This window comes from Planomicrobium stackebrandtii (genome assembly GCF_030814955.1).
Taxonomy (GTDB): Bacteria; Bacillota; Bacilli; order Bacillales_A; family Planococcaceae; genus Planococcus; species Planococcus stackebrandtii.
Window position 1 is genome coordinate 377,255 of the sequence record NZ_JAUSWB010000005.1, and the last position, 13,074, is coordinate 390,328.

A 13,074-nucleotide genomic window follows, 5' to 3' on the forward strand; every position below is an offset into this window, starting at 1 on the left:
TCAAATCATTTTTTATTGCCACTACCGAGAAAATAATATGCAAATCAAAAAAGATGGCTCTGGTTGAATAACAGAAGCCATCTTTTGAGTTTAACGATCTGCTTTCAATGAAGACACATACTCAATCAAATCTTTTAACGGCATATCCGCCATCGAATCCAGCCTATGTTCAACCTCACAGAAATCCATGGTATGGGTCACTTTGTTCGGCACGATGACACAGCCCATGCCCGCACGCTTCGCTGCCATTGCTCCATGCGCAGAGTCTTCAAAAACCAGGCATTCTTCAGGGTGCAGCTCCAGACACTGAGCCGCTTGAATATACAAAGCGGGGTCGGGTTTCACTTTTTCCACATGGTCCGAAGTCCGGATGCAATGGAAGTAATCGTACAGATCGAGGTTTTTCAAATGGCCGGAAACCCAGCGATAGCTGGAGCTGGACGCTAAGCCAATCTTCAATTCCAGTTCTTTTGCCATCTGCAGGTAATCTTCCACGCCGTCACGAGCCTTTTCCAGGGACAATGTCGAAAGAAATTTTTCTTCGTACTTTTCTGCGAGAAGCGCGTGCTCGACTGGCTTCCCAATCTGTTCTTCCATATAGTGGAATGGAGAAAATCCGCTGTCCGTGCCGATTTCATTTTGCCACAGCGCAAGCGGCAGCTCGCTGCCATGTTCGCCGAACATTTCCTGCAAAATATGGTATTGATGTGTTTCCGTATCAAAAATCAAACCGTCAAAATCAAATATGATTCCTTTTATCATAAGGCACTTCCTTTGCTGGAAATAATGATTTTTATTTTTAATTATCTGCAGGACGCTCAACAGATAGAGCGAAAGGCGGTGATTTCTTCTGCTTTAACTTAGCAGCTTTGCCACTTCACGTGAAATGGCGTGCGTGTTGATCGCGGATTCCAGTTGTCCATTTTTGACGCACTCCATGAACTCTGCCAGCTCATAATACATCGTATCGAATTCATGCGCTACAGAAAGGTCCTCTGTGCTGCCGTCTCTGTATTTGATGGTGATGTGTTTCGGGTCGCTGATCCGGTCTATTTCAATAATGCCGTTCTCGCCTTGAATTTCACTCGGCATAAACGAATCCGAAATCTTCGAATACATAATGATGGCTTCCATATCAGGGTAGTTCAAAATCATGCTGCCTTGTCCATCAGCACCCGTCGACAATAAGTAATTATTCTTCATGGCCGACTCGGGTGCGCCTGCTAAATGGATGACAGGTGCAATCCCGTAAACACCGAGATCCATTTTGGCGCCGTTGCCAAGCTCCGGCTTAAAGGCATTTTCAATGATGCCGTTTTTATAATTATCATAGCGCGAAGAATATTGATTGTAATGAAAGACGAATCGGCGAACGGGTCCGATCTTACTTAAATTCTTTTTCAAATTCAGGAACGACGGAGTAACCGTCGATTTCATGGCTTCCATAAAGGTGATGTTATGCGTATGCGATGCTTCGATCACGCGGTCCATTTCCTCGACTGACGTAACTGCAGGCTTTTCGCACAGGACGTGAATGCCATGCTCCATCGCCAGGATGCTTTGCTCGGCATGGAAAGCGTTGGGGGATGCGATGTAAACAGCTTCAATATCTCCACTGCTGAACATCGCAGCCAAATCGGTATAGACGTTTTCAACTTCATGCTTTGCGGCAAAGGCACTGCCGGTTTCCATCGTGCGGGAATAGACCGCTCCAATCGTGAATTCTGGATGCTGCTTTGCCGCTTTGATGAACCGGTCAGTGATCCAATTGGTTCCGATAATGCCAAATTTCATTGTAGTTCCTCCTAGGGTAGCTGATGTGCTTGTCTTCTATTCTAACGCAGATTTCCAAAAGGGAGGGGGACTCTTTTCCTCTGTGAAGCGGAAAATTTCTGTTATTAAAATTTTGGAATGGTAAAATAAGTATATGAACTAGTCGGTAAAAGTAAGTTGACGAAAATAAGACTAAAGTTGCCAAGGCTGAAACTTAGAGAGGAAGAGAAAAATGGAGAAGAAAAAAATTGGCATTTCTTACATCTATATGATAGTTGCTGCAATAGGCATGCTCTTACTGGCATTTGGACTTCTAGGATATATATCGCTTGTCGAAAGTTCGACTACGACAAATTTCTTATTAACTTTTGCTGGTTTTTTGATACTAGTCCATTACATATATCATTTAGAAAAAAAGACTGGCGTTAGTAATAAATTGATTTGGATTAAATCTGGTCTACTGATCCTTTCTCTACTTATTTTCACATATTCCTTTTACTAAAACTTGAATGTAATTTAAATGCAGTTGAGAGCGTGTAAAATATCTGGTGTAAATGAATAAATAGAAAAAGAAGACCTTTTATTGCAAAAATAAGTCACCACAATCAATTTACCGAAAAGAGGCCATCCCTATAACTCAGTTTACAACAGATTTCATGGAAGTTTTTGTAAACACTTGGAACCTGCTATCAATACTCTTCTTGTTAAGGAGATGACCGATTTTCGGATTACGAGAAATCACAGTGACACCAAAATGGCAGTTTTATTTGGGAATAACGCCTAAAAGGTTTGAAAGAGGGCGGGACGAGGAAATGCATTTGTTTGTCTCTGTCCACGCAAAAATATGTACAGAAAAAAATTAGCGTTCCTAGATGCCAAATATGAAATGTACTGGGATATATCTCTTGAATATCATTGATTTTGAGCGATTTATATTTTAAAAATTCATACAAACAACTGGGAGAAGAAAACGGTTATTGTGTGTTCTTCAAGATAAGGAGCGAAAACTATGAACCAGTTTATCACCATCAATGATCGAAAAATGGAAGTAGTGCAAAAAGGAAAAAATGGAGTACCTATCTTTATTTTACCGGGAATGGGCTGTTCGTTTGAGGAATGGTTTGAAGTGACCGAAGCGCTGAGTAAAACGAATAAAATTATTATGTTCCACCGTCCAGGATCAGGAGAAAGTGAAATAGGAGAAGAAGAACGCACGACAACGGCTAATGCTGAAGAGATGAAGCAACTAATGGAGAGGTTAGAAATAGTAGATCCAGTCATTCTGGTCGGACATTCTTATGGGGGCTTATGCGCACAGCATTTTTCAAAACTCTATCCTGAAAAAGTAAAAGCATTGCTCTTAATTGATTCTACATCTGAGGACTTGGAAAGACTGGATGAGCTTGAACTTCCTGGGCTAATGGGAAATTCATCTAACAAAAATTGGCGAGAGGATTTTCAAAACTATGCAAGTATGACCGAAGAAGAACTCAGAGAAATTATTCATTCCCAATTAACCGAAAACCAGAAAAAGCTGCCTTCACATATACAAAAGCAATTAATCCAGTTTCGGCAAAAGCCAAACTTGTACAAAGCAATGATATCTGAATTCGTAAACTATAAAATAGATGCAAAAACGATAAAAAACCTGGGTATGCTAGGCGATACTCCACTAGTCGCTATCGGCCGCGACAAAGACTATGTAATTCAAGAAGGTATCAGCAGAGGTTTGCCTGAATCGGAACTGTTGATGTTAGAAAACATGTGGCAGCAATTAATACTCGAACAAGGAAAGCTTTCGAAAAAAAGTACAGTTAAGTTTGCAAAGAGCGCAGGACATTCGATACATTTGGATCGGCCGGATTTTATCATATCGACTTTAAACGAATTAACAGAAGGCTAAATTTCAAATAGCTTGCAAGTAACTAAAAACACAGTAAGCTTCGCGAAGAAGCTTACTGTGTTTTTACAGCTTGTTAAGAAACTTAAGTTAAACTCAACCAACGCCGGGCTATTCAGGAATATTTTCAAACACATCTGTTTTTTAGGTCTTCTTGCTAAGCAAGAGGGCCATTTCCTTGATATTTCGAGTGGCCGGAGTCAGTCGAAATCTTTTTTCTCCCATTCATCATCTGGAATTTCCAGGTCTTCACCGGAAAAGCGCTCTTCCTGAAACGGATCGCCATTCATGTGGAACCCATTTTGTTCCCAGAAGCCGGGTTGGTTTTCATCGATAAATTCGATGCCGCGGACCCATTTGACGCTTTTCCAAAAATACAGATGGGGCACCACGAATCGGAGTGGGTAGCCATGCTTGGCAGTTAATGGCTCACCGTCAAGTGAGTGGGCAAGCAGTACATCCTCGCGGTCAAGGTCTGACAGAGCGACATTGGTCGTGTAGTCATAGTCGCCATGCAGCATGACGTAGCCGCTTTTAGGCGTGACGCCCAATTCTTTCATCAAGTCGATAAAGCGGACGCCCGTAAACGTATTGTCGAAGCGGGACCAGCGCGTCACGCAGTGGATGTCGCGGGTCACGGTTGTTTGCGGCAACTTCAATAGATCGTCGTAATGCAGGGTGATTTCTTTGTCGACCTGCCCGAAGATTTTCAGTGTCCAAGTCGCCATATCGTATTCCGGAACATCGCCTTCGTGCAGGACAGGAAAGCGCTCAGTGAGGACTTGCCCAGGCGGCAGGCGCTCGGCCAGAGCGGGATCTACTACAGGGACCCGTGTTCGTTTAATGCGTTCGGCTTTGCTCAACTTCATGCGATCACTCCCTAAAATTAATAAAACTCTTCCATTGAAAAGTGGAAGAGTGGTTGTCTGTCGGCAAAATTCTCTTCCTCATCTATCAGAACTCTGCGGTTCTGTTGGATTTGGCACCATTCCAGTTAGTGAACTGGCGGTTGCCGGGCGTCGTCGGGCCATTCCCTCTGCCTCTCTTGATAAGGGTGATGCAGTATTTAATTTTTTGCTTGCCTCATTTTACCTAATCTCTTCCTTTCTTACAAGATTATTCGGAAAATTATTCAGCTTCTCTCCCGCTGGCGTTATACTGGAAGTACGTGGAGAAATTGCCCAGAAAGAGAGATCTCTGCTTCAAACGAATAAGGAGTCCTTTAAATGAAAAAAATGATCGGTCTTATAAGTATTGTGCTCATGTGCGGCTGCAGCAATACATCAGCAGATGACGGGGAACTGTTGGTTTCAACTGCCTCCAGCCTGACGGAAGCGATGGGGAAGATGGAAGAGGAATTTCAAAAGGTAGAACCGGATATTGAACTGAGCTTTAACTACGGATCATCAAGCAAACTGCGCAGCCAAATCGAGCAGGGGGCGCCAGCTGATTTATTTTTGTCTGCCAGTGAAAAAGATATGGATTTACTTCGGTCCCAACAGCTTATCGAATCAGAAAGCGTAATGCCTTTCGCTGAAAATCGCCTGGTCCTGGCTTCGCTCGAAGAGTTTCCGGAAACAGCTGATTTTGCGGAAACATTAATGAATACAGAAGAAACCATTGCAGTCGGAGAACCTGACAGTGTACCGCTTGGAGATTATACGAAGCAGGCGCTGGCCAGCCAAGATTTGTGGGAACTGCTTGAAGGCCGCCTTATCTATGCTAAAGATGCACGGCAAGTTGTAACTTATATCGAAAGCGGAAATGCCGAACTGGGCATCATCTATTCCTCCGATGCTGCTATTTCCCGGGAAATAAGGGGGACGCTTGAAATGCCAGGGCAGACGGATCCTGTCGTCTATCCTGGAGCTGTCGTAGGGGCTTCACAAAAACAGCCCGCAGCAGAAGCATTTTTGGATTTTGTCACCGGTCCAAAAGGGCAGGCTATTCTTGAAGAATACGGCTTTTTAGGGCCAAGTGGAGAAAACAAATGATGCCATATGATCTTTCTCCGCTTTGGCTGTCGCTGAGAGTCGCAGTTATTTCCACTTTTTTTGTATTTTTGGTCAGCCTGGCGCTGGCGCGATTGATGAACAGGCGCGACTTTTTCGGCAAAAGCTTTGTGGAAGCCTTGATTTTGCTGCCGTTGGTTTTGCCTCCGACAGTCATCGGATTCGGTTTGATCGTATTGTTCGGCGTCAATGGTCCACTTGGCATCTTATTGGAGCAGTGGTTTGGGTTTCGCGTAGTTTTCACCTGGATTGGTGCGGCCATCGCTTCATTTGTCGTTTCTTTGCCGCTGATGTATCAAAGCGTTCTTGCTGCGTATGAAAAAGTGGATCCGCGTTGGGAGAACGTGGCACGGACGATGGGAGTCTCCGAATGGCGCATTTTTCGGACCATCACGTTTCCACTGGCCTGGTCGGGAATTCTCGCAGGTCTAATTCTAGCTTTCGCGCGTGGCATCGGTGAATTTGGTGCAACATTAATGATTGCCGGCTATATTCCTGGCGTGACGGAAACGGTGCCGTTGGCGATTTATTTTGCCTATGAAGCAGGAGATATGGAAAAAGCCTTGTTTTGGGTAGTGATTATTTCCTCGCTTGGAGTGGCTGCCATCACCTGGGTCAACTACTGGCGCAAAAAAACTGCTATACGAATCGGGAGGGAGTGAGCCCATGCTTTTAGTGGATTTTCAAAAACAACTGGACCATTTCAGTTTGGAGATGCAATTTGAGCTGGACCGGGAGATCCTGGCACTGGTTGGCTCTTCCGGTTCGGGCAAAACCACGCTGCTGAATTGCCTGGCAGGCATCGTCCACCCGGATGTTGGTACGATTTCCTTAAACGGCCAAGAGTTTTTCAGCGGAGGACAAAAGCCGCTGAAGATCCAAAAAAGGAAAGTCGGCTATTTGTTTCAGGACTACGCATTGTTTCCGCATTTGAGCGTCGAACAAAACATATTGTATGCGCTGTCCCGGGGGACTGATGTTTCGCATATTACCGAACTGACAAAAATTCTTGGCATCACCGGCTTGCTTGGCAAATACCCGCATCAGATTTCAGGAGGGGAGAAACAGCGTGTCGCATTGACGCGTGCAATGGCTGTCCAGCCGGATATCCTGTTGCTTGATGAACCTTTTTCAGCATTGGACGACGCCAATCGCGACCGTTGCCAGGACGAATTGCTGCGGATTCACGAGAAATGGCAAATCCCGATCATCTTTGTGACCCACCGAATTGCGGATGCCGAAAAGCTGGCAGACCGAATCTTGCGTATTGAAAAAGGACAGATGACTGAACAAACGGTATATTAATGCTGCCTGCAGTTTTGGAGTGCCAATGGTAAACTTAATGAAATGAAGAAAAGGCTTGAGAAATCAAGCGATAGAAAGTGGGAATCAACGTGGATGAACGCTATTCAAGGCAAGTCCTATTCAAGCCGCTTGGACAAACCGGTCAAGAAAAGCTGGCTTTATCGACTGTCACGATTATCGGCTGCGGAGCGTTGGGTTCGGCAATCGCCGAAACGCTGACGCGTGCCGGTGTCGGAACCATACACTTGGTCGACCGCGATTATGTAGAGCTGTCGAATTTGCAGCGCCAGCAGCTTTTCACTGAAACGGATGCCCAGCAAATGCTGCCGAAAGTGGCTGCGGCGGAGCAAAGGCTGAAAGCCATTCGCAGTGATCTGCGTTTGTTCACTTATTTGGAGCACTTGGATGCAGCAGGGGTGGAAAAACTGGCAGCCATAAGCGACTTGATCGTTGATGCCACTGACAATTTTGAAACCCGGCTGTTGATCAATGATGCTTCAGTCAAATATGGCGTACCTTGGATTTATGGCGCTTGTGTTGGCAGTTCGGGAGTGGTTTTTCCATTTATACCGGGGGAAAGTTCCTGTTTCCGCTGCCTGCTGCCGGTACTTCCGGCAATCAACGAAACTTGCGATACGGTCGGCATCATCTCACCAGCGGTCCAGGTAACCGCTGCGCTTCAATGTACGGAAGCGTTAAAATGGCTGAGCGGCAACCATGAAGCGATGCGGAAAAAAATCCATCATTTTAACTTATGGGACAACAGCCAGCTGGATATCGGCGTTTCACGCATCAAAGATCCTCATTGTAAAACATGTGGACCGGATGCCGTATTTCCATCGCTTAACGAAACAGGCGTGAGTTCTTATGCGGTTTTGTGCGGGCGTGATGCAGTGCAGATTTTGCCTGATCCCAACCGGCCCATCACATTGGATGATGCTGAAAAAGTCGGCAACCAGCTGGAAGCTGGAGTAAAGCGGACACCTTATTTTGTCGAACTGAAAGTGTTCCATCACCGCATGGTATTGTTCGGTAATGGCCGATTGCTGATTCACGGCGTCCACAATGTGGCAGAAGGCCGGAAATTGTACCATCAAGTATTTGGGTAATGAGGAAGGGGGATTTGTATGTCGGAATCGTTCCAAACGGATCATCAGGTGCGCATGGCGGTATTGACCATCAGTGATACTCGGACACAGGAAACGGATACCGGAGGCAAGCTCGTGCAGCAGTTAGCTTTGGACAAGGGACTGGAGCTCGTGGATTATGCTATTGTATCAGATGACGTAGCGGCTATCCGGGTCATCCTATCCGACTGGCTGGAGAAGGATGAAATCGATGTGATTGTCACAACCGGCGGAACGGGGATTGCGAAGCGCGATGTCACGCTGGAAGCAGTCGAACCGTTTTTCGAAAAGGAAATTGACGGGTTTGGAGAGCTATTCCGTTACGTTAGCTTTACGGAAGACGTTGGTACGAAGGCACTCTTAAGCCGTGCAGCGGCGGGCGCAGCCAATGACAAAGCCATTTTTGTCCTGCCGGGTTCCCGGGGAGCCGTGAAATTGGCAATGGAGCGGTTAATCTTGCCGGAAATCCAGCACATCTACTTTGAATTGACCAAACATCGTGAGCCGCGTGGATAGTCAGTTGACAAGAAAAATGACCAAGCAAATATCGAAAGCCTATGGATCCGTCAGTAACGTGACAGATTCATAGGCTTTTTTTCTAGCTGATTAAAGGAGGTGCGATTACTTTCGCAGATAGTCGCCTGATTTTCCGCCAGTTTTCTGAAGCAGCATCGTCGGACCGATAACCATTTCTTTGCCGGCGGCTTTGCACATATCATAGATCGTTAATGCTGCAGCAGAAGCGGCTGTAAGAGCTTCCATCTCGACACCTGTCGGCCCTTTCGTTTTGACTTCAGCTGTCAGCAGCACTTCATAATGATTGGCATCTTCATCGACATTCCATTGGAATTCGATATCGACACCGCTGAGTGCCAAGGGATGGCACATCGGGATAATCTGAGCCGTATTTTTGGCGGCCATGATGCCGGCTACCTGGGCAACGGCAAAAACATCCCCTTTTTTATTGGTGCCTTCCTTGATCTGCTGGTAAATCGCTTTGTTCAGCAGAACGGATGTAGTGGAGCGGGCTGTGCGGACGCTGTCTTTCTTATCGGAGACGTCGACCATTTTGGCGCGCCCCTGGGCATTGAAATGAGTCAGTTCTGACAACAGAATCATCCTTTCAGTAGTGGATGTTTTCAGTATAGCATGGCTGGAAGAAATCCTTTTTCAAACATTTAAGAACTTTTGCAGCTCCTTATAGGTTTCCTCAGGCGCTTCTTCCGCAAGGTAATGGCCGCAGTCGATTCCGAGGCCTCTCACGTCATCTGCCCAGTCTTTCCAAACATCCAGCACCTCATACCAATTTGGCAAAGACCCTTTTTCACCCCAAAGGACAAGGACAGGGCAAGCGATTTTTATGATTCCCCGGTCGGATTCATCCAATTCAAAATCGATTGTTGCTGCGGCCCGGTAATCCTCGCACATGGCATGGATTGTTCCGGGGTTGTGGATGCCGCGCCAATATTCCGCGAGCGCTTCCGGATGGAACAGGTGGCGCGTACCTTGAAAATAGAAATTGTCGGGGTTTTCTCCAATTACCCGTTCCGGAAAGTCGAAAGGCTGAGCAAGGAAGAACCAATGCCAATATCCCATGGCGAAATCTTGATCAGCCCTTCTGAATGTTTCTCCGGTTGGTATGATGTCCATGACCACTAACTTTTCTACTGCTGCCGGAAAGTCGAGAGCCAGTCGATAAGCGCAGCGTGCTCCGCGATCATGTCCGATGACTGTGAATCGGGAAAATCCAAGCTGTTTCATGACCTCTATCTGGTCTCTCGCCATCGCCCGTTTGGAATACGTTGAATGGTCATGGGCTGATTCTGGCTTAGAGCTGTCCCCATATCCCCGCAGGTCCGGCATCACGACAGTATAATTTTTGCCAGCCGTGGAGCCAGCTCATGCCACATGGTATGGGTTTGCGGGTGGCCATGGAGCAAAAGCAGTGGAGGACCCTCTCCCCCGAAGCGTAAAAAAATTTCCGCTTCACCGGTGTTGATGACGCTAGTCTGAAAATCCCTGAGCAGCATATTCTCTCTCCTATCTTTTTATATTACTGATTCCCTGAAAAAGACTTTTTGAACCCCTTTGGAAAATACGTTTTTGATAAAAGGAAAGGGGTACTTAGTAAGAAATAAAGACAGTTTCAATGATGGGAGGAATACCAATGGCAACTAAAAAAACACATGCAGGACTGACGGTCGTCATCACCGGAACCTCGAGCGGAATCGGCAAAGGGGTAGCGCAGCAGTTGGCGGCAAAAGGGGCCAATGTTGTCCTGGCCGCGCGTCGCACGAAGGAAATAGAAGCACTGGCGGAGTCCTGTGGACCCAATGCAATTGCAGTGACAACTGACGTCAGCCGGGAAGAAGATGTTGCAAAACTGTTCGAGACGGTGATGGGTGTATTCAGCAGCATCGATGTATGGATCAATAACGCCGGCATTGGAACATATGGTTCTTTCACCGATACTCCGTTGAAGGATTTGAACCGGACGGTGGACATCAATTTTCTGGGTACCATTTATGGCAGCCATTATGCTTTAAATCAGTTCAAGAAACAGCGATATGGAACGCTGATCAATGTTTCTTCTTTCGCCAGCAAAACGCCGATGCCTTTTGGAGCTGCGTATACAGGCAGCAAATACGGTATTTCAGGTCTAAGCAACGGCTTGCATCAGGAAATGCGGATGGATGGCTTTGAGGACATCCATGTCTGTTCGGTGGATCCATGGGTGACCGATACGCCTTGGACCCAGCATGCCGGCAACTACAGTGGCCATGAAATTATTGTGGGCCCGGCGGATGATCCGCAGAAAGTCGTCGATTCCATCATCGGATTAATCGATAACCCGCAAAAGACAGTGGAAATCGGCACTAAATCCAAAGGCATTGCAGCTGCAGGTTCTCTGCTGCCGAAAACGACAAAAGGGCTGACCGGACGCTCTCTCTTAAAAATGATTCAGGATGCACCGCCTGCACCGCCAACTTCGGGGAGCCTATATGATTCGGGTCCTGAAGGGACTGGTATATCCGGGAATTTGCGTGAGCGATTGAAAGAACAAAAATGACTGAATGTGAAATGAGGAGGAATAGGCAATGGCAAAAAAGAGATCCCATGAAGGAATGACAGTCTTGATTACGGGTGCTTCCAGTGGATTCGGGAAAGGTGTCGCGAGAGAATTGGCGGCACAAGGCGCTAACCTCGTGCTTGCTGCGCGCCGGACCGGATTGCTTGAGAAACTGGCGGAGGAACTGGGTCCGAATGCGATTGCAGTAACCACAGATGTCAGCCAAGAAGAGCAAGTGGCGCATCTCTTTGAAACAGCCCTCGCCCGCTTCGGCAAAATCGATGTCTGGATCAACAATGCCGGCGTTGGTGCCATCGGTCCTTTTACAGAAATTCCAGTCAAGGATTTGGTCCGGGTGGTTGATGTCAACGTCAAAGGAACCATTAACGGCAGCCATTTTGCACTGCGCCATTTCAAGGAAATGAAACGCGGCATCCTCATCAATGTTGGTTCGGTTACAAGTGAAATCGCTTTTCCCTATTACACAGGATACAGTGCCAGTAAGCACGCAGTATTGGGGCTCAGCTCCGCGTTGAACGAAGAGGTCAAACTCGAAGGCTTTGACGATATACACGTCTGTACCGTGCTGCCGTGGGCAACGGATACGCCTTGGTTTGAGCACACTGGAAATTACACAGGGCATATGGCTGAGATGAAGCCGATGGATGATCCGCAAATTGTCATTGATGCGATCATCGAGTTGATTGATAAGCCGCAGGAAACGGTAGCGGTTGGCGCCAAATCGAAAGCGTCGGCTGTCTCCAGCCATATTCTCCCCGGCGCTACAGAAAAAATGAATGCCAAATTTGTTAAGAAAGTTATTGAAGATGCTCCTCCTGCCGGTCCAACCAATGGCAGCCTGTACATTCCGATGGAAAAGGGGTCCGAGGTGGAAGGCGGTATCCGGGAGCGGATGAAAAAGGAGTAAGCAAGATCATTCAAAATAAATCATGCGGTGATAGAAACATAATGAGTGGGAAAGTCAGTCTCAGGAGGAGGCTGGCTTTTTCCAGTTTTAAAAAGAATTGCTTTTGATTTGATATATGGCTAAATTTCCTATCATTTACATTAATATTCCAGTATGCTTGAATAGTGGTAACATCTAACTACTAAAGGTGGGAATAAATTTGTATAAAACAGAAGGCTATGAAAACTTAAATCCATTTACTGCAATTTGGACACGGCCTCGTGCTGCAGTGCGGAACGTCATCGAAGAAAAGTCTTCCGGCTTTATCTTCCTGCTGATTGTGATGGCAGGCTTTGCCGGAGGGCTGCTCAGCACGATGAGCTCTGAACAGGTATTTCCGGTCTTGGGAATTTTGTTGGGAGCACTTTTACTGGGGCCAATCGGTGTTGCAGTAAGTACCGCCATAGGTGCTGCCATTTACTTGGTGGTCGGCAAGTTATTTAAAGGCGAAGCCACTTACACGGGTATGTTTCGGGCAATTTTGACAGGTCAGATTCCGCAGATTTGGATTAGTCCAATCATCCTTTTGTGGATGCTGTTGATGCCGGAAACCTATTTCCTGCAAGAAAATGAAATGCCTTTTACAGCCCCGGATCTGCTGTCATTACTTTTCATCATGATCTTAGCCGTTGTCTCCATCTGGACTTTCTTTATCCAGTGCAAGGCAGTAGGTGAAGCGCATAGGCTTTCTGCTTGGAAAGGTTTTTTTATCATCATTATCCCGACCGTGCTGTTCATTACTGCGATTTCGGCTATTGTTGCTGTAATTGTGATGGCGCTTGTATAGGAGTTAAAAAAACAAGGCAGCCTATCCGGCTGCCTTGTTTCAGACTGTAGACAAAATCTAACCAAAATGAATAGTAGTGTATCATCCCAACCGGTCCGGCCACTTCGCTTTCCGTGGGCTCAGCTTCAGCCTC

The 13,074-nt window shown here is 46.5% G+C and carries 15 protein-coding genes and 1 riboswitch; of the genes, 9 read left to right on the forward strand and 6 right to left on the reverse strand.

Annotated elements, in window-relative coordinates; all coding sequences use genetic code 11:
• Positions 1 to 90: 90 nt before the first annotated feature.
• Complete coding sequence (locus QOZ98_RS11600) at positions 91 to 762, reverse strand: HAD family hydrolase (RefSeq protein ID WP_308787600.1); 672 nt, start codon at positions 760 to 762, stop codon at positions 91 to 93.
• 93 nt (positions 763 to 855) lie between these two features.
• Positions 856 to 1,794 (reverse strand): Gfo/Idh/MocA family protein, encoded by a 939-nt coding sequence (locus QOZ98_RS11605; RefSeq protein ID WP_308787601.1) that lies wholly within the window; start codon positions 1,792 to 1,794, stop codon positions 856 to 858.
• A 988-nt stretch (positions 1,795 to 2,782) separates the two neighbouring features.
• Between QOZ98_RS11605 and QOZ98_RS11610 the strand changes: the two genes are divergently transcribed.
• Entirely contained in the window at positions 2,783 to 3,676 is an 894-nt protein-coding gene (locus QOZ98_RS11610; protein ID WP_308787602.1) for an alpha/beta hydrolase, read from the forward strand.
• Between the two features lie 197 nt (positions 3,677 to 3,873).
• Here QOZ98_RS11610 and QOZ98_RS11615 read toward each other — a convergent pair whose 3' ends face one another.
• Positions 3,874 to 4,536 carry a sulfite oxidase-like oxidoreductase gene (locus QOZ98_RS11615; protein WP_308787628.1) on the reverse strand — a complete coding sequence of 221 codons (663 nt, stop codon included), beginning with the start codon at positions 4,534 to 4,536 and terminating at the stop codon, positions 3,874 to 3,876.
• A gap of 81 nt (positions 4,537 to 4,617) precedes the next feature.
• Positions 4,618 to 4,728, reverse strand: a riboswitch (SAM riboswitch).
• 171 nt (positions 4,729 to 4,899) lie between these two features.
• Here QOZ98_RS11615 and modA point away from each other — a divergent pair.
• From modA to QOZ98_RS11640, 5 genes are all read left to right on the forward strand, one after another.
• Complete coding sequence (gene modA / locus QOZ98_RS11620) at positions 4,900 to 5,667, forward strand: molybdate ABC transporter substrate-binding protein (RefSeq protein WP_308787603.1); 768 nt, start codon at positions 4,900 to 4,902, stop codon at positions 5,665 to 5,667.
• Positions 5,664 to 6,347 (forward strand): molybdate ABC transporter permease subunit, encoded by a 684-nt coding sequence (gene modB, locus QOZ98_RS11625; protein ID WP_308787604.1) that lies wholly within the window; start codon positions 5,664 to 5,666, stop codon positions 6,345 to 6,347. The genes modA and modB overlap by 4 nt, the downstream gene beginning before the upstream one ends.
• Positions 6,348 to 6,351: 4 nt before the next feature.
• The gene (locus QOZ98_RS11630) at positions 6,352 to 6,990 is read left to right on the forward strand and encodes an ATP-binding cassette domain-containing protein (RefSeq protein ID WP_308787605.1); all 639 of its coding nucleotides are present in this window, start codon (positions 6,352 to 6,354) and stop codon (positions 6,988 to 6,990) included.
• Positions 6,991 to 7,079: 89 nt separating this feature from the next.
• Complete coding sequence (locus tag QOZ98_RS11635) at positions 7,080 to 8,099, forward strand: ThiF family adenylyltransferase (RefSeq protein ID WP_308787606.1); 1,020 nt, start codon at positions 7,080 to 7,082, stop codon at positions 8,097 to 8,099.
• Positions 8,100 to 8,117: 18 nt separating this feature from the next.
• A complete protein-coding gene (locus tag QOZ98_RS11640) occupies positions 8,118 to 8,633 on the forward strand; it encodes a MogA/MoaB family molybdenum cofactor biosynthesis protein (RefSeq protein ID WP_308787607.1) in 516 nt (171 codons plus the stop codon).
• A 105-nt stretch (positions 8,634 to 8,738) separates the two neighbouring features.
• On the opposite strand, the gene moaC is transcribed toward QOZ98_RS11640, so the two are convergent.
• From moaC to QOZ98_RS11655, 3 genes are read right to left on the reverse strand one after another with little or no spacing between them, the layout of a single operon-like run.
• Entirely contained in the window at positions 8,739 to 9,227 is a 489-nt protein-coding gene (gene moaC / locus QOZ98_RS11645; RefSeq protein ID WP_308787608.1) for a cyclic pyranopterin monophosphate synthase MoaC, read from the reverse strand.
• A gap of 60 nt (positions 9,228 to 9,287) precedes the next feature.
• Positions 9,288 to 9,980: an alpha/beta fold hydrolase gene (locus QOZ98_RS11650; RefSeq protein WP_308787629.1), complete on the reverse strand. Its 693-nt coding sequence runs from the start codon at positions 9,978 to 9,980 to the stop codon at positions 9,288 to 9,290.
• On the reverse strand, positions 9,980 to 10,147 hold the full coding sequence (locus QOZ98_RS11655) for an alpha/beta fold hydrolase (protein ID WP_308787609.1): 168 nt from the start codon (positions 10,145 to 10,147) through the stop codon (positions 9,980 to 9,982). The genes QOZ98_RS11650 and QOZ98_RS11655 overlap by 1 nt, the downstream gene beginning before the upstream one ends.
• Positions 10,148 to 10,284: 137 nt before the next feature.
• On the opposite strand from QOZ98_RS11655, the gene QOZ98_RS11660 reads away from it, so the two are divergent.
• From QOZ98_RS11660 to QOZ98_RS11670, 3 genes are all read left to right on the forward strand, one after another.
• Positions 10,285 to 11,187: an SDR family NAD(P)-dependent oxidoreductase gene (locus QOZ98_RS11660; RefSeq protein ID WP_308787610.1), complete on the forward strand. Its 903-nt coding sequence runs from the start codon at positions 10,285 to 10,287 to the stop codon at positions 11,185 to 11,187.
• 28 nt (positions 11,188 to 11,215) lie between these two features.
• Positions 11,216 to 12,115 (forward strand): SDR family NAD(P)-dependent oxidoreductase, encoded by a 900-nt coding sequence (locus QOZ98_RS11665; protein WP_308787611.1) that lies wholly within the window; start codon positions 11,216 to 11,218, stop codon positions 12,113 to 12,115.
• A gap of 199 nt (positions 12,116 to 12,314) precedes the next feature.
• Positions 12,315 to 12,941: a YIP1 family protein gene (locus QOZ98_RS11670; protein WP_308787612.1), complete on the forward strand. Its 627-nt coding sequence runs from the start codon at positions 12,315 to 12,317 to the stop codon at positions 12,939 to 12,941.
• Positions 12,942 to 13,074: the final 133 nt, after the last annotated feature.